This window comes from Acinetobacter sp. ACNIH2 (assembly GCF_002934965.1).
GTDB classification, from domain to species: Bacteria; Pseudomonadota; Gammaproteobacteria; order Pseudomonadales; family Moraxellaceae; genus Acinetobacter; species Acinetobacter tandoii.
This window is the reverse complement of the sequence record NZ_CP026412.1, coordinates 2,552,114-2,577,091: the sequence shown is the minus strand read 5'-3', so window position 1 is coordinate 2,577,091 and position 24,978 is coordinate 2,552,114. Positions and strand designations below refer to the sequence as shown.

Below are 24,978 nucleotides of genomic sequence, written 5' to 3'. Positions count from 1 at the left end.
TTTTAGATATAAAAAACCCTGTCAGATTGACAGGGTTTTACAACAATCGATTAGACGTAAGCTTTGAGGACTTGGTCTTTTGCCATTACAGCTTGTAGCGATGTGAGTACTTGGTAGGAATCTTTATTCTCTGTAGAGTAAATCTCAGCAAAGTTTTGCTTAGATACGGCAAAGAAACGCGCTTTATCTTCTGCTTTAATATTGAGTAATTCAGCTAACACATTCAAGCTTTCGCCCTGACCTACCGCCATATCACGCGCCAATGCTTCTGCATTTTCATTGGTAAATGTGACTGCTTGTGCAGTGACTGTACCCGAACCACTACAACCGAGAGTACCAAAAGTGATACCAAATAATTGGTTAGCAAATAAACCATTTGTTGTAGCAGCAAGTAACTTCGGCACTTTACCTGATTGGCCCGCCCAAATCTCAGAACCAATACCGCAACCTGCATCGCTATCTGCAAATGCTGCTGTAGAACCTATTGCCAATACTGCTGCTAACGCTACTTTTTTTAACATTGCACTTCTCCAGAATTATTCTCTGAGTGTTCTAATTATTTACATGTAATAATGGATTACACAAACTTAGATTATCCGCATATCTTTAATAACGCAAAACAATTTATATTAAAGTTAAAAAAATAAAAATAAACTATTAATATTCATCATTATTTAACTGCCAATCACCCTTTGAGTTGCGTATTCCAAGTATTTTCAAGACTAAAACTAGACTTAACAATAGCAACAAATACCATGAACCTAGCTTGCCCCAACCCACCATATGCCAAGCATCGACCTGACTTGGATAAAGCCAAATTTTGTAGAAAGTACTCACGTTTTCTGCAAGCCAAATAATAAAAGCCAAGACCCACAAAATAGGCAACATCGGCAATTGGATGGTGTGATGTTGCAACTCAAAACGAATCTTAGTTTTCCAAAACATCACAATACTCCAGCCAAACAGTACATAGCGAATATCTGGAATAAAGAATTTGCTCATAAAATTCAAATAAGACAACACTGCCAAGGTCAACATATGACTGAATTTTGGCAAAGCCTTAAAAGACACGGTATAAAGCCGTAAAGAACGCGCAAAAAAACTTCCGACGGCTGAATACATAAACCCAGCAAATAAAGGCACTGTCCACAGTTTAAAAATTGCAGGTTGTGGATATTGCCATGAAGCAATGGCTGGATGCGTAAGGAAAATTTCCATCCCCATTGCCATAATGTGAAATAGGGCAATGACTCTGGCTTCTGCCCAAGATTCTAATTTTAAATATAATAAGCAGCACTGAATAATTAAGGCATAAAACAACAGGTAGTCATAACGATAAAAACCATAATGTTGTTCATAACCTAATGGCGCAGTAAATACAAAAGCCAATAATAAAAGTATTCCAAATAAGGCAGCCGAAGCTGCCTTATAAGAAAACTCAACACAAGATTGAGCAACACGTAACACTGTAAATACTCAACCTAAATTTATAGATACTTTGCGCTATATTCATGTACGGTGTCGATAAACACTTTCGGATGATCTGGGTTCACCCATTGGGTAATACCATGCCCCAAATTCGCAATATATCCCGTTTTTTCACCATTAGCATAGGCATCATCTAACATGGCTTGCGTGGCTTTTTGAATCGTTTGCGATGATCCATATAGAGTTGCAGGGTCTAAGTTACCTTGTAATGCTGCACGACCATTCACGATTTTACGTGCTACAGACAGTGGCGTCGTCCAGTCTAATCCAAGTGCATCTGCACCTGTTGCAACCATTGGCTCTAGCCATTGACCACCACCTTTAGTAAATAAAATCACTGGAATTTTGCGACCATCTTTTTCACGTTTTAAGCCACAAACAATTTTTTGCATGTAATTTAATGAAAATTCGATATATTCACGATGCGCTAATGCTCCGCCCCAACTATCAAAGATTTGAACAGCTTGTGCGCCCGCATCAATTTGCGCATTTAAATAATCAATGACTGCAATGGCCAACCGATCAAGCAAGGCATGTAAAACTTCAGGCTGCGCATACATCATGTTCTTGGTAAAGCGGAAGTCTTTGCTAGAACCACCTTCAACCATATAAGTCGCTAAAGTCCATGGGCTTCCCGAAAAACCAATCAAGGGTACCTGACCACCTAAAGCTGAACGAATGGTCGATACTGCATTCATAACATAATCTAAATCTGACTTTGCGTTGAATGTCGGTAAATTCATGACATCTTGTTCAGTACGCACAGTTTTATGAAACTTGGGACCTTCGCCTGCCTCAAAATACAGACCTAAACCTAAGGCATCTGGAACAGTCAAAATATCTGAAAATAAAATTGCGGCATCTAAGTCATAACGACGTAAAGGTTGTAAGGTCACTTCACATGCAAACTCAGTATTTTTACATAAAGAAAGGAAATCACCTGCCTTTGCTCGTGTTTCACGATACTCAGGTAAATAGCGTCCTGCCTGACGCATCATCCATACAGGCGTAGTATCAACAGGCTCACGCAATAAAGCACGCAGAAAACGATCATTTTTTAAGGTCGCCATTGACTTTCCTAACTTAATTTAATCTTTGCTGCATCATAACAAAAAGGATTAAATTTTAATAACTTCTCGCATGATTAAAATTTAATGTTCTTGTTGGACAAACGTCTATTTAAACAAAACAAATACTGCATCTGCCATTTTTTTCTGCAATACTTGCGTAGTTTGTCACTTAGTAAATGAATAATTCTTAAGGTTGAATTACATGTTCGTTCGCACAATACTCGCAATGAGTTTAGGCTGCCTTTTTGCTGGCACAGCTTTTGCCACAGCTACTACTGCTGAACAACCATTAAAGCCCAAAGTCGTTACCAATACTGCCGTAGAAGACCCAATTAATCCTCTTGCTGTAGGCGCAGCATCTTCAGCACAAGATGCTCAAATTACGCCTCAAGAACAGCAAGACTTAAATAGAGCGTCACAGACTTTACAAAATCTTCAACAATCTGAAGATAACACAGCAGATATTGGAACCGCTCCAGCTAGCGCGGCTGTAGCAACGAGTTCAGCAACAGCACCTACCTCTCCTGCTGCAAAAGCTTCTTGGACACTTGATGGTCTGAATAATGCATCTTGGTTTGACAACATTGGTAAAGGTCAATTCCCTGTTTATGCACGAACTCAAGTCATGTTGAATAACTCACATGCTTCACCGGGTGCGATTGACGGTACCAGTGGTAAAAATACATTAAAAGCACTTGCTACTTTTCAGCAAATGAATGGTTTACAACCAACTGGAACTTTAACCAAAGAAACTTGGGATGCCTTAGTCGCTAAACAAGGGAATCGTCCAGCATTCGTAGAATACACCATTACCGATGCTGACCTTAAAGGTCCATATGCACCATCTATTCCACACGACTATGCATTACAAGCCAAAATGAAAGGTTTGTACTACACTCGTGTGACAGAAATGTTAGGTGAAAAATTCCACATGGATGAAGATTTCTTGAAGAAACTTAATCCAAAAGCAACATTCAAGAAAGCTGGTGAAAAGATTATTGTGACGAATATTCGCAATGAACTCCCAGAAGACATTCATTTAATTGTTGCGCATAAAGGTGCAAAACAACTGTATCTATTTAATAGCCGCAACCAAATGATTGCTTCTTTCCCTGCGACCATTGGTAGCTCGGATACCCCATCACCAGAAGGCACCTATAAAGTAACTGGCGTAGCACCAAACCCTTGGTATAGCTATTCTCCAAGCAACTTTGTACAAGGTAAAAACTTAAAGCCACTTTCTTTACCACCTGGTCCAAATGGCCCTGTAGGTAACATTTGGATTGGTTTAAGCAAAAAATCATTCGGTATTCACGGTACACCTAACCCATCTGCAATTTCAAAAACTGCATCGCATGGTTGTATCCGTTTAACCAACTGGGATGCCAACGACCTCGGTAAAAAAGTTCGTTCTGGCGTAACGGTGAAATTCTTAGAATAATTCTAGAAAATAGCGCTGAATAGCCTGCATGTGCAGGCTATTTTTTTAAGTTAAATTTCTGATGATATTTAATGTTGCAAAAATAGAATGAATTGTCGCTTATATAAGATTTAAACCACATAATCGAAACGCTATGATGAATCCATGAACAAATTAAAAATAGGATAACGATCATGCAAAGTTATTTACATCGTAGTGAAAATCGCGGTCATGTCAAAGCAGGATGGCTAGAGTCTAAACATAGTTTTTCTTTTGGTAGTTGGTACGATCCAAAATATATGGGTGTAAGCGTATTACGTGTCATTAATGATGACTTAATTGCAGCCCATAATGGCTTCGGCACACACCCACATGACAATATGGAAATTTTGACCTGTGTACTTGAAGGGACTATTTCTCATAAAGACAGTATGGGTAATGAGCGTCATATTTCTGCGGGTGAATGGCAGCTCATGAGTGCGGGTACAGGTGTACAACATAGCGAAATTAATCAGGGCGATATTCCTGTACACATGCTACAAATTTGGATACATCCTGATATCCGTAATGCTGAACCTAATTATCAACAGATTCAATGTGATCCAAAATTACAGCCGAATCAATGGCATGTGATTGCAGGACCCAATAGTGATGCGGCAATGCATATTCGTCAGCAGGCTGAAGTCAAAACTGCCTTTATACAAGCGACGAATACTTTGGCGATCAAAGCGACGCAGAAACTCAATTATGTCCATGTAATATCTGGCGAGCTTGAAATTGCGGGTGAGACCTTAAAAGCTGGTGATGCTTTAGCATTTGCTGAAGAGGCTGAAATCAAAGCGTTGACAGACAGTCAATTGATTTGGTTTGATTTACCGGTTTAATCAGTACATGCTTTTCTAAGCATGAGATTGATTTAATAATTTCTTTGAATACTACTCACATTGATAGCTCTAAAATAAAAAACCTCACAATTGTGAGGTTTTTTATTCTATTTAGAAATTAATAGCCCCATGCTTTTGGGTCTAATGGTAAATCTACAGCAACTGAAAGCCCTGTATCATTACCATGCACATCCGAATCACTCACCCACCCATTTAATTTCAAAGGAATATCTGGGCGAAGATAATGTGACCATGTTAAATCGAGTGCTTTCACTTCATCTTTTTCTGGAAATGCTTGGTTAATATCCAGATTAGATTGATTAACTTTAGCCACTAAAACACGTCCAGACACACGGTTCATAGGATCCAAACGAATATTACCGCCGACTGAATATATTTCACCATCACCGCCCATTGCATGACCTAATGGGAAACCATGTTGGTAATAACCATCTTTATATACATAATGATTATACGAAATACCTTTCACATCACCATTTGTACGGGTGTCCGCCCACTCTGTATACAGTTGGAATGGCATATTTTTAAAACTTGAAGAGTAATCCATACCAGCTAAATACATTTTTTTAGATGGAAGCAATCCAGCCTCATCTTCACCCACGTACTGACCATAAATGCTCAGTGGTGTATTCAACCATTGGTTTAAATTTAAACGTGCATCAAAACCTGCAAGTTGGTTTGACTTATCATCATCTGAATTATAGAAATTATCATTGCCTTTAATTGCATTCCATAATGAATCCCAACTTTCCGAACGCCCATCACCACCCCATTGAATCATGCGCGATGCACCTAACTCTAAATAAGGCAAAGGCTGAGCAGTTAAACGTAAGCCAATCAGTTTGGTGTCTGGAATAGCATCATAATCTGCGAGTTGACCTCCAAATGCTTGATACTGCCAAGGTCCAATCCATGATAACCATTTTGTTTCAAATGCACTTTGGTCAGCACGCTGCATGGTCAAACCATAAACTGGACGGCTTGCATCACCACGGATTAAACTCCCCTCATGTCCTGGTCCCCAATACGTTGGCATTTGACCAGCAATCAACCACTGGTTCCACAGTTTACCCGCCAAATATGAACCTTCAACATTGACATATTCCCCGTTATCGATCATCGGGTCATGTTCAACGTTTATTTTTAATTTGGCATCCCAATTCTCGCTACCCGCATTTAATTCCAATGCACCCACATATTGAGATTTGTTACTTGCAGCAAACGCTTGTGGAAATTGCTTTTCATCTGTTGCCGCGTAAAGACTCACTTTTGCCATCTGATTGTCTGCTTTGAGACTGGCTAAAACAGAGTCAATTACTTTTTGTTGTTCTGGTTGACTAACACGTGCTTGGGATAATGCACGTTGAATTTCATCCCCACTCATTGGCCATGTTGAGGTACTAATTTGAATAACGCCTTGTTGATTTAACCAGTTCAAATCCGAACGTAAATCTTCATTATTCACGACAATCCCTTGCGCAAAACCCGATGACGCCGACACCATCAACAACGCCGAAACTAAAGCTCTTTTTAAAAACATTATCGTGACTTTCTCGTTACTTAATTCTGCCGACTACCATATTTTCTTTGATTGAATATTGCAACCTGAGTATTGATTTTTGTTGTAAATCATCAACAAAAAACCCGCCGAAGCGGGTTTTTTAATAAATATGGACCTTAGTCTTTACGGCGCATGTGTGGGAATAAAATCACATCACGGATACTCGGCGCATCAGCAAATAACATGACTAAACGGTCAATACCAATACCTTCACCCGCAGTAGGAGGCAAACCGTATTCAAGTGCTTCAACAAACTCTGCATCATAGTGCATGGCTTCATCATCACCCGCATCTTTTTCCGCAACTTGTGCTTGGAAACGTTCAGCTTGATCAATTGGGTCATTCAACTCTGAGAAACCATTTGCTAATTCACGACCACCGATAAAGAATTCAAAACGGTCAGTAATATGTGGATTATCATCATTACGACGTGCTAATGGTGAAGTTTCAGCTGGGTATTCAGTAATAAAGGTTGGTTGACGTAATTTAGTTTCAACCGTTTCTTCAAATACAATCGTTTGAAGCTTACCTAAACCAAAACCTGGCTTCACTTGTTCTTTTAATTCTTCACGAATAAATTGAGCAAGGAACTCACGGTCACCTACATTTTCAGGGGTAAACTGTGGGTTATTCTCTAAAATCGCATCAAACATAGAGATTTTCTTGAATGGCCCTTTGAAGCTAAACACTTCACCTTGGTAAGGCACATCAGTTGTACCTAAAATATCCAAAGCCAACTTTTCAAGCATATTTTCAGTCAATGCCATCAAGTCTTTATAATCAGCGTAAGCTTGGTAAAACTCGATCATCGTAAATTCAGGGTTGTGACGCGTTGACACCCCTTCATTACGGAAGTTACGGTTAATCTCAAACACACGTTCAAAACCACCAACCACTAAACGTTTTAAATAAAGTTCAGGCGCAATACGCAAGAATAAAGGCATATCTAAAGCATTATGATGCGTTTCGAATGGACGCGCAGATGCGCCACCAGGAATGACATGCATCATTGGTGTTTCAACTTCCATGAAACGTTCGTTGTTTAAGAATGCACGGATCCCTGCAACAACTTTGGCACGAATTTCAAACGTCTTACGTGTTTCTTCATTTACAATCAGGTCAAGATAACGCTTACGGTATTTAACTTCTGTGTCATTTAGACCATGGAACTTATCTGGCAGTGGACGTAGTGATTTGGTCAATAATTCAAAATGTTGAATGTGAACATATAAATCGCCTTTGCCCGAACGACCAATATAACCTTCTACTGCAATAATATCACCAAGGTCTAAACCTTTGATGGTTGCCAAAGTAGCTTCGTCTAACTCTTTACGTGCAACATAAAGCTGAATACGACCTGTCATATCTTGAATCACGATAAATGATCCACGGTTCAACATGACACGACCTGCAACTTTCACATAAACATGCTCAGCTGCTTCAATCTGTTCTTTCGATTGATCTTTAAATTGTTCTTGTAAATCTTGTGCATAATGTTCGCGCTTGAACGAGTTCGGCCATGGGCTAACGCCCGTTTGTTTGGCTTGCTCTTCAATTTGCTTCAACTTGGCATGACGCTGTGCAATTAAATCGTTTTCGGAAATAGGTTGTTCAGAAGTCGATTGAGCGTTGTTTTGCGTCATCTCTGCCTCGTAAAAAATACTAAAAAATGAAGTGCTATAGCATAGCAGATTCATTCATGATTTCGTATGATTTCTCTTAAACAAAATAATGACCGTGAATTTAACTTTCTTTTCTACAACTCTATTATTCTATTGTTCTGCTAGTTCTCGAACACGCTGCAATCCTTGTTCAAAAGCTTGCTCCATCATGTATTTATAATCTTCTGTCGTTTCCAGTTCGACACTCAGTATTGTTTTTCCATCAACTTCTTCTAAAGAATATTGTTCGAGCAATCCTTGCCACTGCTGAACTTCAGGGCTAGTTAAATCCTCCACCCCATCTTGTAATAGACCTTGATATTGAAAAATAACTGAACAATTCGGTAAATAAACTAAAATGGTAGCAATCAAACCATCGCCATGACTGTCTATAAATAAAGTTCTTCCACCCACTGTCCAATCAGACTGTATTTTTGACCCTTCCGTAAAGAACTTGGTCCATTCAGTATAAGTATCTGCTGACCAAAGAATCTTCCATATCTTTTCAGGACTTGCATCTATACAGACACTAAAACGAAGATGTTCCATCATTTCATTTTCTCAAGCGAGTTGCTTCTTTCCAAACTACTGAATAATTTCTACAAGCAGTAAAATAAATCGTTAAAAAATATTTATAAACTTGACGAATTACTCCAAAAATACAATATATCTCTCTGTTTTATCTATTATTAAAAACTACATCACCATATCGCACATCCCACTCTTAGACCAAATGCTAAGATCAATGCCAACTGAAGATTCGTAAAATGAAGATAATTTAAAAAAGTTGAAAAGTGAACGTTTATTAATCCGTTCTATCTTTGCAAAAAGAGAGCCTATGAATGCGATAACAATCAATATAGACCAATCGAAAATTCTTTTTTTTCATGGATTAGACTCTTCTAAAGAATCGACTAAATTCCATGCAATTGACTCAGCAAAAAAATATTGCATTGATGTGGATTATAGAAATTTAAACTATTCCACTGTTGCCGAATTTTATCAAAATGCTTTAGCGACTATTAAACCTGACTTATTAATAGGTCACTGTTTAGGTGGATATTGGGCGCTCAAAATGTCCTTACAGCACCGAATTCCTTGCATTGTAGCGAATCCCACTCTAACTCCAGATTTCCGCACAGATTATCCTGCAATTACTGAATTCGATTTAGAACATGATATTCCTCAAATTGCCTATATTGAACTTGGTGATGAGGTTTTAGACATGTACGCGACTACAGCTTTTTTAGAACCCTACATGCAAGTTGAAGCAGTTGAAGGTGGACATCATCGACTGGCTGCTCCAGAACGCGTCAACCAACTGATTCATTATATGGAACAGACCTTTTTTTAGCGCAATAAAAAAGCCAATCAAACGCAGTTGATTGGCTTTTTCTCTACAGCTCTAACACGCCTAAGCGACAGCAGCGTGTAATGGCTTTGAGTTTTCTTCCAACACTGTCCACACTTTGAAGCCTAAATCTTGATGCAAAGTTGGTAAATCTAAGAAAATGCTCGCACCCAATACTTGATGCTGACATTTATCCATTAATTGTTTCACCGCTTTTAAGGTTCCACCTGTGGCAAGGACATCATCTACGATAATCACTTTTTGTGGCTGAATATTGGCTGCAATTTCTAAACGATCGACACCATATTCAAGGCTATAACCTACACCAACCACTGGAGGTGGTAGCTTTCCTGCTTTACGAACCAATAAAAGTCCTTTGTTTAAGCGTTGCGCCAATAGACTTGCCAACACAAAACCACGTGCTTCTACCGCCACAAAACTTTCTACTTCAGCCAACTGTTCTTCTGGAATACTTTCAATCAATGCATCGGCTAATGGGCCAATATTACTCATAAATAATGGAGTCAAATCGTAGAAGCAAATCCCAGGTTTTGGGAAATCTTGGACAGTACGAATGTGCGACCACAATACAGCAGACAAATTTTTCATGGGAGAGAATTTAAGAACGGAAGGAATAGGTGAATTTTAACGCTTTTTCAACGCTCAGGATAGATAATCATCAGGTTTTCAGCCGAAAACAATTTTAATCACTTTTTATAACATTATAATTTTTATAAATAATTTTTATATAAAATATTAACTATAGACTTATATGATTATAAAATAGCATTTTCACAGTTTTAAATCTGCTCGACTTTAGTCGCAGAAAATTGGACTTGTTCTGTTGCTCATCAAGCCTCTCTAGATTGTCTAACAAAAATACAGCGCAGTGATTGAATTGATAAGTTTTGTCCCACTCAGCCATTCCGATTCAGAATTCTCTAATTAAAATCCGATATTTGCTTTACATTCGTCCTAGAACTGCGTAAAAATTTAGGCGAAAATAACGCTAGCCATTAGATCATTAGAGCCATGCGGTATATGAGTTATTACTGATCTAAATGACCCGATCAGAATTGGAGAATCAGATGAAAAAGTATCAATGCATCGTTTGTGGATGGATTTACGACGAAGCAGAAGGCTGGCCGCAAGACGGTATTGTTGCGGGCACTAAATGGGACGATATTCCAGATGACTGGACCTGCCCAGATTGTGGTGTTTCTAAAGCCGACTTTGAAATGATTGAAATTTAATAATAACTAAAAGACCCTTCTAGTGGTCTTTTTTTACACCTTATCTTTGGAGAAAGAAATGCAGCCTATCGTTATCATTGGTTCAGGCATGGCTGGCTATACCGTGGCACGTGAGTTTCGTAAACTCAATGCGGAACAAGAACTTATTATGATTACCGCTGATGATGCCAGCAACTATGCGAAGCCAACCTTATCTAATGCATTAGCAGGCAAAAAATCTCCTGAACAAATCGCCTTAGGTGATGCTGAAAAAATGAGCTCACAACTCAATATGCGTATTGAAACGCATACTTGGGTTAAAGAAATTCGCAGTGAGCAAAATCAACTTGTCTTAGAAAAAGATGGTCAATCGAGTACCTTAGACTATGCAAAACTGATTCTTGCTATAGGTGCAAATCCAATTCGTTTAGCAATTGCTGGAGATGGCAGTGATGATATTCATGTGGTCAACTCTCTCAATGACTATAAAGCATTCCGTGAAAACCTAGACAAACGTCAAGATAAACGTGTGGTGATTTTAGGTGCTGGATTAATTGGCTGCGAGTTTGCCAATGATCTACAAAATACAGGATATCATGCCACAGTCATCGATTTGGCTGCCCAACCTTTAGGTCGACTACTGCCTGCACATATTGCTTCTGCCTTCCAAGAAAATCTGGAAGAAACAGGCATTCATTTTGTATTGGGTACGACTGTTGAGAAAGTATCTAAAGTCGAAAATGGTGATTATCTTGTCACTTTAGCCAATGGACAATCTGTAATCGCTGATATAGTACTTTCAGCAATTGGTTTACAGCCAAATATTAGCTTGGCTAAAACAGGCAACATTCACACCAGTCGTGGCATTTTGACCAATAGCCATTTGGAAACCAATCAAGCGAATATTTACGCAGTGGGTGACTGTGCAGAAGTGAATGGCACACTACTTCCATATGTAATGCCAATCATGCAACAGGCACGAGCACTGGCAAAAACCTTAAATGGTGAACATACCGCAGTACATTATCCTGCGATGCCTGTAGCAGTCAAAACGCCTGCAGCACCACTCACAGTTTTACCAGCGCCGATTGATGTTGACGTGAATTGGGAAACGGAAGAATTTGACGATGGTATGTTAGCCAAAGCCTTTGATAGCTCAGGGACTTTGCGTGGTTTTGTACTGTTAGGTGCAACTGCAGCGAAACAACGATTAGCACTAACCAAGTTAGTTCCAGACTTGATTCCTGTATCAATTTAAGTTCAAAATAGAGAGGACGTTCACATTTTTGAATGTCCTCTTATTAGGGGAGAAAGAAGAATGAATAGCGCATTACAATTCAAAAATTCACCTTATACCCCGTTTATGCATGAAACCAAGGTAAACTTGGGGAATGGAATTGAATTACACGTCGAAGTTGGCGGTCAACCTGAACATCCAACCATCTTACTCATTATGGGGTTAGGTGCTCAATTATTATTCTGGCCCGATTTCTTTTGTAAAACACTGATTGATCATGGCTATCGTGTTGTTCGTTACGATAACCGCGACATTGGATTATCTTCTAAAATACGCCATCAGGGACCACGTCTAAATACCATTAAATTGATGGGTCGTTTTGCACTAGGCTTAGAAAACCAAGGTGCACCTTATAATTTACATGATATGGCCGATGATGCCGCCTTGCTCATTGAACGCATGGGACTGGAAAATGTCTTTGTTTTGGGTGCATCTATGGGCGGAATGATCGCACAAATTCTAGCTGCAAAAAATCCAGATAAAGTCAGCAAATTAGGACTGGTGTTTACCAGCAACAATCAACCTTTACTTCCTCCTCCTTTTCCAAAGCAATTGTTCAGCCTTATTGGCCGACCAGAATCGAATGATGAGGAAGGAATTATTAACCACAGCTTAAAAGTATTTAACATTATTGGTTCACCTGGTTATATCAATCAGCTGGAAACCATGCAAACCGCTCGTAAATTATATCAACGAAGTTATTACCCAGCGGGTGTACTTCAACAGTTTTTAGCAATATTATGTACAGGCTCCTTGCTACATCTGGACAAGCAGATTCAACAACCGACTCTTGTAGTTCATGGTTCACGTGATCGCTTGCTCCCGCCTAGCCATGGTAAAGCTGTTGCAAAAGCAATTACAGGCGCTAAGTTTGAATTAATTGATGGAATGGGGCATGATATCCCGCCGCATTTCATTCCTCATCTTAGCGGATTATTTGCTCATCATTTTAAATCTTAAAATTAGGACACTATGGCTGCATTACCATCCCTGAGACAGCTGTCATACCTTGTAACACTGTCTGAAACGCTGCACTTTACTGAAGCGGCGCGTCGTTCGTTCGTGACCCAATCTACCCTTTCGGGTGGGATCATGGAACTTGAACGCTTACTGGGTGGCGTCCTCGTTGAACGCGATCGCCAAAATGTACGTTTAACCCCGCTTGGCGAACAAGTTGTCGCTCGAGCCCGTGTTCTACTTGCTGATGCTCAAGACTTAATGCGCTTAAGTCGTGAAATGAGTGAGCCTTTGACTGGCGATCTACATTTAGGTGTTATTCCAACGATCGCGCCTTTTATTTTGTCGCAGTTACTTGACGAAGTGCATAAGCAGCTTCCTAAAATTCAGTTGCATCTGCACGAAGCACAAAGCGAAAAAATTGTTGAAAAACTTGAGCATGGTAACTTAGACATGGTGTTGTTGGCTCTGCCATTTGACACGCGTGGACTTAAAGTTGCTGATATTGCAAAAGAAGACTTGTTCTTGGTGTGCCATAAATCTGACCACCGTTCGGCACAAGCGGTAACGCTGGAAGATTTAGATTTATCACGTTTGATGTTGCTGGAAGAAGGTCACTGCTTACGTGATCATGCTTTAAGTGCTTGTCCGATTGGCGAGCGTAAAAATGATCATCGCTTAAAGGCAAGCTCATTACCAACTTTAATTGAAATGGTCTCTGCAAACCTGGGCTTTACCCTTTTGCCCGAAATTGCATTGCACACCAATATGATTAAGGCCAACTCTGATTTGGTTGTGAAATCTATTCAAGATGCACCAAGCCGTACTTTGGCCCTGATTACGCGTAAGAGTACACCCTTGCAAAGCGAATTTGATGTGCTGTTGCAAATTCTGCAAAAAATTACCTAAGAACGAATTTTCAAATTCAAGCTTTAAAAACCCAGTGTCCGCACTGGGTTTTCCATTTTTACAGTACTAATACTCTTAAAACCACTCGGCATAACTTAATACAAGGCTCTAGACTAGCAGATTTATACTTAATTTTATCTAATGATGTTCCACAACTCAGTTGCTAACTCATTAGGTTCTCTCATCCAACGCCATTCAGACTCCTTCAGATGGTAGTCAAAATAATCTTTTGAGATACCATTGAACTTGGATAATCTTCGTTTACAGAAACTCCAAAATGATTCTATTCCATTTATGTGACATTGTCCTCTAGCAAACTCATTTGCTCCGTGATTTACCCTGAAATGCTTTGAATAACCAACATCAACTAGACCATTATAGCCTCGCCATCCATCACTATAAATGACACTTTCTAGTGCCACCTTACCTAAGATAACCTTTTGTAAAGTCTTCATTTTACAGTCAGGAACGATTTCAGTATAAACACGCCCATCCCGTTCAAATATTCCAAATACGGGTTGTTTTAAAGTGCCACGACCACGTTTTAACTTCCCATGAAAACCACGTTGTCGTTTAGCGCCAAAATAGCTTTCATCCACTTCAATAGAACCTACAAATTTAGTTCTTAAATCTGTTTGATGATCATAAATAGCTTCCCTAAAAAGCATGTACCAATAGTTGATCGTATTACGATTTAAATTGAGTAATAATGCAGTTTTAGAAGCGGGTATATCAATGCAAAAGCATTGAATGATTTTTTTAATCTTGTAGTGGCTTAATTTACTGTTTTTAATCATGATTACAGACCAACATAACTAGTCTGCTAGTCTAGAGCCAATACAATATATCTGCAATTAATTGTTTTTATTTTGTATCACCTCTTTAAATAATGCGTTTTTTAAGAAAACTTTCAGGTTCAGAATTTATAAATGCGCAATGAACAAAAGACCTTAGTCGACTCTCAAAAATAAGAACAATTTTGAGTTTTTGTGATCGCTAATCTCCCGTACTAAAAGTTTTTAGAAGATATCTCTATGCTTGCTCGCTTTGCATCTCCTTGGTTTCCACTTTCACTAGGATTAATATGTTCGCTCAGTGCGTCATTCAGTATGGCAGCCGAGCCTCCCAAAGTTGACCCCTCTACTCTGACTATTATTGGCTATCATGAAATTACCGATCAGAAAAATGCCCTGATCCCTGATTATGCAGTAACGCCACAACAGTTTAGTCAGCACCTTGATTGGCTACAAAACAATGGTTTTCACTTTATCAATGTCAACCAACTTATCCAAGCTCACCAAGGCAAATACCGTTTGCCGAGCAAACCTGTATTATTGACCGTAGATGATGGCTATCAATCATTTTACACTCATGCTTACCCTATTCTAAAAGCCAAACATATTCCTGTAGTACTTGCTGTCGTTGGTTCGTGGCTTACCCCAAAAGCCAATCAAGCAGTACATTTTGGTGATGATATTATTTCACGTGACAAAATTCTGACTTGGTCAGAACTGAAAGAAATGCAGGACAGTGGTTTGGTCGAAATTGGGAATCACAGTTTTAATTTACATTGTGGTATCAATGCCAATCCACAAGGTAACTCTGAACCTGCGGCCATTACACGTCAATATGATGCAAAACACCAACGCTATGAAAATGATCAACAATATACCACCCGTATCACCCAAGATCTAAAGCATAACAACGAGTTACTCCAAGCTCATGGTTTAAAAGCACCGCGTGTCATGGTTTGGCCATATGGTCGCTATAACATGCAGGATGTGAATATTGCGAAACAGTTAGGTATGCCAATTACCATCACTCTGGATGATGGCCCTGACCATGTGCATGGTTCTTTGCAAACGCTGAACCGTGTTTTGGTTGAAGGCAATATGAGTACCGCCGATCTGGCACAAGAAATTAAAAATCGTGAAATGAATTTGGGTGATAACAACCGCCCACAGAAAGTCATGCATATTGATTTAGACTATGTTTATGACCCTAATCCTAAACAACAAGAACGCAACCTTGGCATTTTGCTAGATCGCATTCGCGCTATGGGAGTCAATACTGTTTATCTTCAGGCATTTTCAGATTCTGATGGTGATGGTTCTGCCAACATGGTGTATTTCCCAAATCGTCATTTACCGATGCGTGCCGATCTATTTAATCATGTGGCTTGGCAAATTCAGACTCGAACCCAAGTCAGCCGTATTTATGCTTGGATGCCTCTCTTGGCATGGGAACTCCCTCAAACCGACCCTGTAAGCAAAGATGTGGTTGAGACCCAACAAGTCAGCCAAGATCATTTAAACATGGGGTATTTACGTTTATCGCCTTATTCTCCACGCGCACGCCAAACCATCAGTGAGATCTATCAAGATTTAGCAAAATCTACACCGTTTAATGGCATTCTGTTCCATGACGATACCACCCTATCCGATTATGAAGATGCCAGCCCAAATGCTTTAACGGCCTATGCAGCACAAGGCTTACCGGCTGATTTAGCAAAAATTCGTGCAGATGATGCATTGTTGCAAAAATGGACTGCATATAAAACCAAAACCATTGATGATTTTGCCATGCAGCTTGCCAGCCAAGTCCGTCAGTACGAACCCTTCCTGCTCACTGCACGTAATTTATATGCGCAAGTTGCATTAAAACCTTATGCAGAAAACTGGTATTCACAGTCACTCGAAGAGTCCTTAAAACGTTATGACTTCACTGCCATTATGGCAATGCCGTATATGGAACAAGCGCCTGATGCAGACCAGTTTTATCGTGACATCGTTCAACGGGTTAAATCTTTCCCGAATGGCATGAAAAAAACGGTCTTTGAGCTGCAAGCGACCAACTGGCGTAACAATCAGAAAATTCCTTCACAAGAACTGGCAAGTACCATTCAGTCTTTATATACCCAAGGTGTTATGCATGTTGCCTATTACCCTGACGACCCAATTCAAGGACATCCAGACCCAAAAGTCATGCATGATGTCTTTGCAACCAAATCTTCTCAATTAATTCCATAAAGGCAGTTGAGTATGTTACCTCATTTCAATCTTTGGCTGCGTCACGCGCTCAACTTTGTGTTTTATTACCCGTTGTTCATGTCTTACCTGTGGATGTTAGGTGCACTGATTTTCTATCGTAAAGAACGTAAACAACCTGCCTATCAACACCCCAAGACATTACCGCACTACCCTCTAGTTGCAGTACTAATCCCTTGTTTTAATGAGGGTGATAATGCAGAAGAAACCATTAGTCATGCTTTAAAACTCGACTATCCGAATTTTGAAGTCATTGCGATTAATGATGGTAGTTCAGATAACACCGCTGAAGTATTGAATCGATTGGCACATCAACATGAACGCCTACGTGTGGTACACCTTGCGAAAAATCAAGGTAAAGCCATGGCGTTACAAGCGGGCAGCCTAGTAACAGAAGCAGAGTTCTTATTAGGAATTGATGGGGATGCACTCCTTGATCCTCATGCAGCGACATGGATGATGCAACATTTTATTGCAAATCCCAAAATTGCAGCAGTGACAGGCAATCCACGTATTCGGACCCGTTCAACACTCTTGGGACGTATTCAAGTGGGTGAGTTTTCTTCAATTGTGGGAATGATCAAACGTGCTCAGCGCAGCTTCGGACGACTATTTACAGTCTCAGGAGTGATTACCGCATTTCGTAAAACTGCCGTACATCAAGTTGGATATTGGTCGCCAAACATGCTCACCGAAGACATTGACATCACTTGGAAATTGCAGCGTGCAGGTTGGGACATTCAGTTTGAACCGAATGCACTGGTGTGGATTTTAATGCCTGAAACGCTTTCTGGACTTTGGAAACAACGTCTACGTTGGGCAATGGGTGGCGCTCAGGTCTTAATCAAAAATTTGGATGTATTCATTCAACCCAAACTCAATTTTTTATGGCCACTGATGTTAGAGCTTTGCCTGACTTTGGTTTGGTCTTATTTAATGTTGTTATTGGCAATTCTATGGATCATTCATTTAATTTTCCCAATCGCTGCACTCAGTGGAATTAGCTCACCATTTTTACCTTATGGCAGTGGTGTTTTACTGGGAGCAACCTGTCTCATTCAGTTTGCTTTAAGCAAATGGATGGATAGTCGTTATGAACCGAACCTAGGCAAGAACTACTTCTGGATGATTTGGTATCCATTTGTATTCTGGCTCATTACTATAAGTGCCACCATTATGGCTTTTCCAAAAGTACTGTTACGTGGTGAAGATAAGCGCGCGCGCTGGGTCAGCCCAGACCGTGGTATCCGTTTATAATACGCAACACGATTAGAGTATCTCAAAATGAAATCTCAACATGATTTAGTGATTGATTTGCGTCATTTATTGCCTTGGCATAAACGCTATATGTCGAATACCACTACGGCATTAATGTGGGGTGCGTGGCTTCTGCTTTGGCGTCCCTTCTTACTGGTATGGATTCTCATACAATTACAGAAAAGTACAGCGGTACACCATCTGATCAATGCGCTCAGTATAAGCATTGAATATGGTGGATTAGAACTGCTGCTCTGTAGTGTGGGTTTATTGCTCTGGAGTCGATTTATGCCGTCTGCGAGTGATAAAATGGAAAACTCAGAACACCCCTTAGCCACACAGCAATATGCTGACTATTTTGAGCTCAGCAACCAAAAAATTGTACAATCCAGACAGCATAAAATCACCGTGGTTCATCATAATGACCAAGGACAAATCGTTGATTTAGAATAATGAAATACGTTTTTTAACGTACTCTAATCTTATAAATTGACCTCAAGCTATCTTGGGGTCTTTTTCATCTCTATCAGTTTGAAGTCTAAACAAAACATGCAACAAGTTTCGATTGCTGTTCCATTCTAAACATGAAATCTAATCTTTCTGTATCTAGCCCTGAGCGCTTCAATTTTTCAGCTCCAATCCCTCTAGAGTTTAAATGTTTTATGCAGCCCTATATCCATGTATAAACTATATAAATGAAAGCTAATAACTCAACAATACTGACCACATCTTCATGAGCCTTTTCATAAACCTTCAACCCAACCCATCGACTGAACGATCTTTCAGACACAAAAAAAGCGCTGACGATGCAGCGCTTCTATTTCGTCTCTTAAGAACCTTAAGAAACGAACTGGAGGAAAATCCAGTATAAACCACCTGATAAACAAATGGTGGCAGGAAGTGTAAAAATCCATGCCGAAAGAATTGTTTTCACAGTTGCAAAATTCAAGCCTGATTTGTTCGCTACCATCGTACCTGCAACTGCACTGTTTAATACGTGAGTTGTTGACACAGGCATACCAAAACCATCGGCTGCTGCAATTGTTGACATTGCTACAAGTTCAGCAGACATCCCTTGACCATACGTCATGTGATGCTTACCAATACGCTCGCCTACAGTCACTACGATACGCTTCCAGCCTACCATTGTACCTAGACCTAAAGCCAATGCCACAGCTACTTTTACCCAAGTTGGGATGTACTGTAAAAAGCTATCCAAATTGCTACGGTACTCTTTTACTACCTTTTGCTGCGCTTCTGACATCGCAGGTAACTGGTCTGCTTTATCCAAACGCTTAAACGCAGTCGTGCTCAAATACATATCATTACGGATAGATGAAACTGCATCTTCAGGAATATTTTTTAAGTCACCATACTGAGCAACACGGTCACCTAAATGATCGGTCAAACTTGCCAAAGCAGGTACCACTTCTGGCGTGATTTCTTTGGTTTGAATATAGGCAGTAATGGTTTGACGCGCTTGTTCATCTGGAATATCTGCATGTGCAGGGTACATCGCAACAGCAGCTTGAGATGACAATTGCTCAAATGACTGGATATGTGCTTGGTCTAAATTCTTGTTGAGTGAATAGGCCAATGGCACCAAACCAATCAAAATTAACATGATTAAGCCCATGCCCTTTTGACCGTCGTTTGAACCATGCGCAAAGCTTACACCTGTACAAGTAAAAATTAGAATTGCACGAATAAGTGGCGGTGGTGGTTTGTTGCCTTCAGGTGGCTGGAATAATTCAAGCTGGCGTTTGAAGATTTTTTTCACCAACAAGAAAACCACAGCAGCAAATGCAAAACCAATTAATGGAGAAAACAGTAATGCTTTACCCACTTTAATTACTTGGTCCATATCTACACCGCTGGCACCACTACCTGAGTGTAATAGGTAATTCATAATCCCTACACCCAAAATAGAACCAATCAAAGTGTGTGAACTCGATGCAGGAATCCCCAAGAACCAAGTGCCTAAATTCCATAGAATTGCAGCAATCAGCATGGCAAAGACCATAGCAAAGCCTGCCCCTGAACTCACATTCATGATCAGTTCAACTGGCAATAAAGCAATAATGCCGTAAGCAACCGCACCACTGGCAACCATAACCCCAAGGAAATTACAAAAACCAGCCCACATCACTGCAACAGGTGCAGAAAGAGCATTGGTATAAATTACTGTTGCTACCGCGTTGGCTGTGTCATGAAAACCATTGACAAACTCAAAGCCTAGCGCAATTAATAATGCCGTCGCTAAAAGAATAACAGAATACAAACTTAATGGTGGTACATGCGACAAGTCAGCAGATACCTGAAACCCAATATAAATGAGGGTCGCAATAATGACCGTAAAAAACACCGGCATAAAAAACTTCGGTGTTGGAACATGCACATTCGTCGACTTGTTCGATGCTGAATGCATACGATCTTGGACTGGAGGAGTTTTTGAATTCATGCAGACGGTTAAGAGGATAATAAAATCCCCTTATTGTTAAATTAAATTGTGACAATTATATGACAAACAGGTGTCATATAAAGCCAAATTTTTAACAATTGACCTGTTTTAAATCACTCCGCGCTACAATGGGGAGGATTTTTGACTGTAAATCTGTTTTTTTCAAATACTTATAACAAAAAAATATTTCATGTAAAAAAGTAGTTGATTTTCAGAATTGTAAAAAAATTTGTCACTCTCTGATGGGCTTTCACCTTGAAATTGAAACCGATTCATCATGCCTATGTAATATTGCATTTCAATGAAATAGCAAAGTAACTGTTATTTCTTACATGAAAACTGCTAACTTGACAGTCAAAAAGCTGAATTAAAATAAAATTAGCTCTGAGTTCTGCTAAAATATGCTCCATTTCAAGACTTGCCGTGTATTGGGGTTATTTATGTCCACGCTTACCACCCTTAAAAAACTTCTCGCTGAGCGTATATTGATCATCGATGGTGCGATGGGCACCATGATTCAGCGTCATAAGCTTGAAGAAGAAGATTATCGTGGTGAGCGTTTTGCCGATTGGGCACATGACTTAAAAGGTAACAATGACCTTTTAGTTTTAACTCAACCTCAAATCATTCAAGGCATTCATGAAGCTTATCTTGATGCAGGCGCAGACATTATTGAAACCAACAGCTTTAACGGCACCCGTGTTTCTATGTCTGACTACCACATGGAAGATCTTGTCCCAGAGATTAACCGTGAAGCAGCACGTTTAGCCAAAGCAGCGTGTGAGAAGTATTCGACTCCAGATAAACCGCGTTTTGTAGCAGGTGTACTCGGTCCAACATCGCGTACCTGTTCCATTTCACCGAATGTAAATGACCCTGCCTTTCGTAACATTACCTTTGATGAGCTAAAAGAAAACTATATTGAGGCAACTCATGCGCTGATTGAAGGCGGTGCAGATATCATTCTGATTGAAACCGTTTTTGATACATTAAACTGTAAAGCTGCAATTTTTGCGGTGAAAGAAGTCTTTAAGCAACTTAGTCATGAATTACCACTCATGATTTCAGGGACTATTACCGATGCATCGGGTCGTACCTTAACAGGTCAAACTGCGGAAGCGTTCTGGAACTCTGTACGTCATGGTGACTTACTATCGATTGGTTTTAACTGTGCCCTTGGTGCAGATGCTATGCGTCCTCACGTTAAAACCGTGTCTGATGTGGCTGATACGTTCATTTCTGCTCATCCAAATGCAGGCTTACCAAATGCTTTTGGTGAATATGATGAAACACCAGAACAAACTGCTGCCTTCTTAAAAGAATTTGCAGAAAGTGGTTTGATCAATATTACCGGTGGTTGCTGTGGTACGACACCAGACCATATTCGTGCGATTGCCAATGCTGTAAAAGACATTGCACCACGTCAAATTCCTGAAACTAAGCCAGCTTGTCGCTTAAGTGGTTTAGAACCATTTAATATTTATGATGACTCATTGTTCGTTAACGTGGGTGAACGTACCAACGTTACTGGTTCAAAAAAATTCTTACGCTTAATTCGTGAAGAAAACTTTGCCGAAGCTTTAGAAGTTGCACAGCAACAAGTGGAAGCTGGCGCTCAGATTATCGACATTAACATGGATGAAGGGATGCTCGATTCGCAAAATGCGATGGTACATTTCCTAAACCTTGTGGCATCTGAGCCAGATATTTCGCGTGTGCCTATCATGATTGACTCATCAAAATGGGAAATCATTGAAGCAGGCCTAAAATGCGTACAAGGTAAACCTGTTGTTAACTCGATTTCGTTAAAAGAAGGTTATGACGAGTTTGTCGAAAAAGCTCGCTTGTGTCGCCAATATGGTGCTGCGATTATTGTGATGGCTTTTGATGAAACTGGTCAGGCCGACACTGCTGAGCGTAAACGCGAAATCTGTAAACGTTCTTATGACGTTTTGGTTAACGATGTAGGCTTCCCTGCTGAAGATATTATTTTTGACCCGAACGTGTTCGCAGTAGCAACAGGTATTGAAGAACACAATAACTATGGTGTCGATTTTATTGAAGCCACAGGTTGGATTAAACAGAATTTACCTCATGCCATGATTTCTGGCGGTGTATCGAACGTTTCATTCTCGTTCCGTGGAAATGAGCCTGTTCGTGAAGCGATTCACTCTGTGTTCTTGTACCATGCCATTAAACAAGGCATGACTATGGGTATTGTAAATGCCGGTCAAATGGCAATTTATGACGATATTCCTAAAGAACTCAAAGATGCAGTTGAAGATGTTGTTTTAAACCAGAACCAAGGTGAGTCTGGTCAGCTTGCGACCGAAAAACTACTTGAAGTTGCTGAAAAATTCCGTGGTCATAGTGGTGCGCAGCGCGAAGCAGAAAACCTTGAATGGCGTAACGAACCTGTAGAAAAACGTCTTGAATATGCATTGGTTAAAGGTATTACCACATACATTGACGAAGACACAGAAGAAGCTCGCCTAAAAGCCAAACGTCCTTTAGATGTAATCGAAGGCGCTTTGATGGACGGTATGAACGTTGTTGGTGACTTGTTCGGTTCAGGCAAAATGTTCTTACCTCAGGTTGTGAAATCTGCACGTGTTATGAAGCAAGCTGTAGCTTGGCTCAACCCGTACATTGAAGCTGAAAAAACCGGTAGCCAATCTAAAGGTAAAGTCCTGATGGCAACTGTTAAGGGCGACGTACACGATATTGGTAAGAATATTGTTGGCGTAGTACTTGGCTGTAATGGTTACGATATTGTTGACCTTGGCGTGATGGTACCTTGCGAGAAAATCTTGCAAACTGCAATTGATGAAAAATGTGACATCATTGGGTTGTCTGGTCTGATTACTCCATCTTTAGATGAGATGGTATTTGTTGCGAAAGAAATGCAACGTAAGGGTTTTAACATTCCTTTATTGATTGGTGGCGCGACTACTTCTAAAGCGCACACAGCAGTAAAAATTGACCCTCAGTATCAAAACGATGCAGTGATTTATGTTGCAGATGCTTCACGTGCTGTAGGTGTTGCAACCACTCTCCTTTCGAAAGAAATGCGTGGAAACTTTATTGCAGAGCATCGTGCTGAATATGCCAAAATTCGTGAACGTTTAGCCAACAAACAACCAAAAGCGGCCAAACTGACTTATAAAGAGTCGGTTGAAAATGGTTTTAAAATTGATGAGAGCTATGTACCACCAAAACCAAATCTTTTGGGAACACAAGTCCTCACCAACTACCCGCTTGCAACCCTTGTAGAATATTTTGACTGGACACCATTCTTCATTTCTTGGAGCTTGGCAGGTAAATTCCCGAAAATTTTAGAAGATGAAGTGGTGGGTGAAGCGGCAACTGACCTTTACAACCAAGCTCAAGCAATGTTGAAAGATATTATCGACAACAACCTTTTTGATGCACGTGCTGTATTTGGTATGTTCCCTGCTCAGCGCACAGATGCCGACACTGTCAGCGTATTTGATGAAGCGGGTCAAAATGTTACGCATACTTTTGAACACTTACGTCAACAATCTGACAAAGTCACAGGTAAACCAAACTTGTCTTTAGCAGATTACATTCGTACTGATCGTGAGCAACAGGACTACTTAGGCGGATTCACTGTATCGATTTTTGGTGCAGAAGAATTGGCAAATGAATACAAAGCCAAAGGTGATGACTACTCTGCAATTTTAGTTCAGTCACTAGCTGACCGTTTTGCTGAAGCCTTTGCCGAACACTTGCATGAACGCATTCGTAAAGAGTTCTGGGGTTATAAAGCTGATGAACAGCTCAGCAATGAAGAACTGATTAAAGAAAAATATGTCGGTATTCGCCCTGCACCGGGTTATCCAGCTTGCCCAGAGCACTCTGAAAAAGCAGTGTTATTTGACTGGTTAGGTTCTACAGACAAAATCGGCACCAAACTGACTGAACACTTTGCAATGATGCCGCCATCTTCAGTAAGTGGTTTCTATTATTCTCATCCACAAAGTGAATACTTTAACGTGGGTAAAATCTCTCAAGACCAACTTGAAGATTATGCAAAACGTAAAGGTTGGACACTTGATGAAGCGAAGCGTTGGTTAGGGCCGAATTTAGATGATTCGATTGTTTAAATCCCCCTTTAATAAAGGGGGAAGAAAATCAATTTTTATCAAATAAAAGAATCTCCCCTAACCCCTCTTTAAAAAGAGGGGGACTTTCGCGTATCACTTGAATTACGTGACAGTTCCTCCCTTTTTAAAGGGAGGTTGGGTGGGATTAAAATTTGACAAATAATTGTAGATCAGATACTTTCAAAAAAATTCAGACGCTACAGACTCAAGAGAGCTGAATATTGATGAATATTAA

Annotated in this window: 20 protein-coding genes; 11 read left to right on the top strand and 9 right to left on the bottom strand. The window is 40.0% G+C overall.

Translation table 11 applies throughout. The annotated features are described in order from the left end of the window. Positions 1-50 precede the first annotated feature (50 nt). The 3 genes from C3F34_RS12075 to hemE all read right to left on the bottom strand — a co-directional run bounded on the left by C3F34_RS12075 (position 51) and on the right by hemE (position 2,558). Positions 51-521: a DUF3015 family protein gene (locus tag C3F34_RS12075; protein ID WP_016166941.1), complete on the bottom strand. Its 471-nt coding sequence runs from the start codon at positions 519-521 to the stop codon at positions 51-53. A gap of 136 nt (positions 522-657) precedes the next feature. Next, positions 658-1,467 carry a DUF817 family protein gene (locus tag C3F34_RS12070; protein ID WP_016166942.1) on the bottom strand — a complete coding sequence of 270 codons (810 nt, stop codon included), beginning with the start codon at positions 1,465-1,467 and terminating at the stop codon, positions 658-660. Between the two features lie 20 nt (positions 1,468-1,487). Further along, the gene (gene hemE, locus C3F34_RS12065) at positions 1,488-2,558 is read right to left on the bottom strand and encodes a uroporphyrinogen decarboxylase (protein ID WP_016166943.1); all 1,071 of its coding nucleotides are present in this window, start codon (positions 2,556-2,558) and stop codon (positions 1,488-1,490) included. Positions 2,559-2,760: 202 nt separating this feature from the next. On the opposite strand from hemE, the gene C3F34_RS12060 reads away from it, so the two are divergent. Together C3F34_RS12060 and C3F34_RS12055 are read left to right on the top strand one after the other, a co-directional pair. Beyond that, the gene (locus C3F34_RS12060) at positions 2,761-3,999 is read left to right on the top strand and encodes a L,D-transpeptidase family protein (RefSeq protein WP_104441688.1); all 1,239 of its coding nucleotides are present in this window, start codon (positions 2,761-2,763) and stop codon (positions 3,997-3,999) included. A 173-nt stretch (positions 4,000-4,172) separates the two neighbouring features. Beyond that, positions 4,173-4,862, top strand: a complete 690-nt coding sequence (locus C3F34_RS12055) for a pirin family protein (RefSeq protein WP_104441687.1) — start codon at positions 4,173-4,175, stop codon at positions 4,860-4,862. A 118-nt stretch (positions 4,863-4,980) separates the two neighbouring features. Here C3F34_RS12055 and C3F34_RS12050 read toward each other — a convergent pair whose 3' ends face one another. The 3 genes from C3F34_RS12050 to C3F34_RS12040 form a co-directional block, all read right to left on the bottom strand. Continuing rightward, complete coding sequence (locus C3F34_RS12050; RefSeq protein WP_104441686.1) at positions 4,981-6,423, bottom strand: capsule assembly Wzi family protein; 1,443 nt, start codon at positions 6,421-6,423, stop codon at positions 4,981-4,983. 137 nt (positions 6,424-6,560) lie between these two features. Beyond that, the gene (gene lysS, locus C3F34_RS12045; protein WP_016166947.1) at positions 6,561-8,087 is read right to left on the bottom strand and encodes a lysine--tRNA ligase; all 1,527 of its coding nucleotides are present in this window, start codon (positions 8,085-8,087) and stop codon (positions 6,561-6,563) included. A gap of 129 nt (positions 8,088-8,216) precedes the next feature. Continuing rightward, positions 8,217-8,657 (bottom strand): SRPBCC family protein, encoded by a 441-nt coding sequence (locus C3F34_RS12040; RefSeq protein WP_016166948.1) that lies wholly within the window; start codon positions 8,655-8,657, stop codon positions 8,217-8,219. 286 nt (positions 8,658-8,943) lie between these two features. Here C3F34_RS12040 and C3F34_RS12035 point away from each other — a divergent pair, with 286 nt between their 5' ends. Then, positions 8,944-9,459 (top strand): YqiA/YcfP family alpha/beta fold hydrolase, encoded by a 516-nt coding sequence (locus C3F34_RS12035; protein ID WP_016166949.1) that lies wholly within the window; start codon positions 8,944-8,946, stop codon positions 9,457-9,459. Between the two features lie 60 nt (positions 9,460-9,519). Here C3F34_RS12035 and C3F34_RS12030 read toward each other — a convergent pair whose 3' ends face one another. Beyond that, positions 9,520-10,065, bottom strand: coding sequence for an adenine phosphoribosyltransferase (locus C3F34_RS12030; RefSeq protein WP_016166950.1), 546 nt, complete (start codon positions 10,063-10,065; stop codon positions 9,520-9,522). 479 nt (positions 10,066-10,544) lie between these two features. Between C3F34_RS12030 and rubA the strand changes: the two genes are divergently transcribed. The 4 genes from rubA to oxyR are packed head-to-tail and all read left to right on the top strand — an operon-like array spanning position 10,545 to position 13,851. Next, complete coding sequence (rubA, locus tag C3F34_RS12025; protein WP_016166951.1) at positions 10,545-10,709, top strand: rubredoxin RubA; 165 nt, start codon at positions 10,545-10,547, stop codon at positions 10,707-10,709. 58 nt (positions 10,710-10,767) lie between these two features. Continuing rightward, on the top strand, positions 10,768-11,946 hold the full coding sequence (locus tag C3F34_RS12020) for an FAD-dependent oxidoreductase (protein ID WP_016166952.1): 1,179 nt from the start codon (positions 10,768-10,770) through the stop codon (positions 11,944-11,946). A gap of 60 nt (positions 11,947-12,006) precedes the next feature. Beyond that, complete coding sequence (estB, locus tag C3F34_RS12015; RefSeq protein WP_016166953.1) at positions 12,007-12,945, top strand: esterase EstB; 939 nt, start codon at positions 12,007-12,009, stop codon at positions 12,943-12,945. A gap of 12 nt (positions 12,946-12,957) precedes the next feature. After that, a complete protein-coding gene (gene oxyR / locus C3F34_RS12010) occupies positions 12,958-13,851 on the top strand; it encodes a LysR family transcriptional regulator OxyR (protein WP_016166954.1) in 894 nt (297 codons plus the stop codon). A gap of 134 nt (positions 13,852-13,985) precedes the next feature. Here oxyR and C3F34_RS12005 read toward each other — a convergent pair whose 3' ends face one another. Then, entirely contained in the window at positions 13,986-14,648 is a 663-nt protein-coding gene (locus C3F34_RS12005; protein ID WP_104440784.1) for an IS1595 family transposase, read from the bottom strand. A 237-nt stretch (positions 14,649-14,885) separates the two neighbouring features. Between C3F34_RS12005 and pgaB the strand changes: the two genes are divergently transcribed. From pgaB to pgaD, 3 genes are read left to right on the top strand one after another with little or no spacing between them, the layout of a single operon-like run. Then, positions 14,886-16,880, top strand: a complete 1,995-nt coding sequence (gene pgaB / locus C3F34_RS12000; protein ID WP_104441685.1) for a poly-beta-1,6-N-acetyl-D-glucosamine N-deacetylase PgaB — start codon at positions 14,886-14,888, stop codon at positions 16,878-16,880. A gap of 12 nt (positions 16,881-16,892) precedes the next feature. Continuing rightward, positions 16,893-18,155, top strand: coding sequence for a poly-beta-1,6-N-acetyl-D-glucosamine synthase (gene pgaC, locus C3F34_RS11995; protein WP_044737415.1), 1,263 nt, complete (start codon positions 16,893-16,895; stop codon positions 18,153-18,155). 27 nt (positions 18,156-18,182) lie between these two features. Then, positions 18,183-18,608, top strand: a complete 426-nt coding sequence (gene pgaD / locus C3F34_RS11990; RefSeq protein WP_104441684.1) for a poly-beta-1,6-N-acetyl-D-glucosamine biosynthesis protein PgaD — start codon at positions 18,183-18,185, stop codon at positions 18,606-18,608. A 385-nt stretch (positions 18,609-18,993) separates the two neighbouring features. Here pgaD and C3F34_RS11985 read toward each other — a convergent pair whose 3' ends face one another. Then, positions 18,994-20,616 carry an inorganic phosphate transporter gene (locus C3F34_RS11985; RefSeq protein ID WP_104441683.1) on the bottom strand — a complete coding sequence of 541 codons (1,623 nt, stop codon included), beginning with the start codon at positions 20,614-20,616 and terminating at the stop codon, positions 18,994-18,996. A gap of 440 nt (positions 20,617-21,056) precedes the next feature. Between C3F34_RS11985 and metH the strand changes: the two genes are divergently transcribed. Next, a complete protein-coding gene (gene metH / locus C3F34_RS11980) occupies positions 21,057-24,743 on the top strand; it encodes a methionine synthase (RefSeq protein ID WP_104441682.1) in 3,687 nt (1,228 codons plus the stop codon). Positions 24,744-24,978 lie beyond the last annotated feature (235 nt).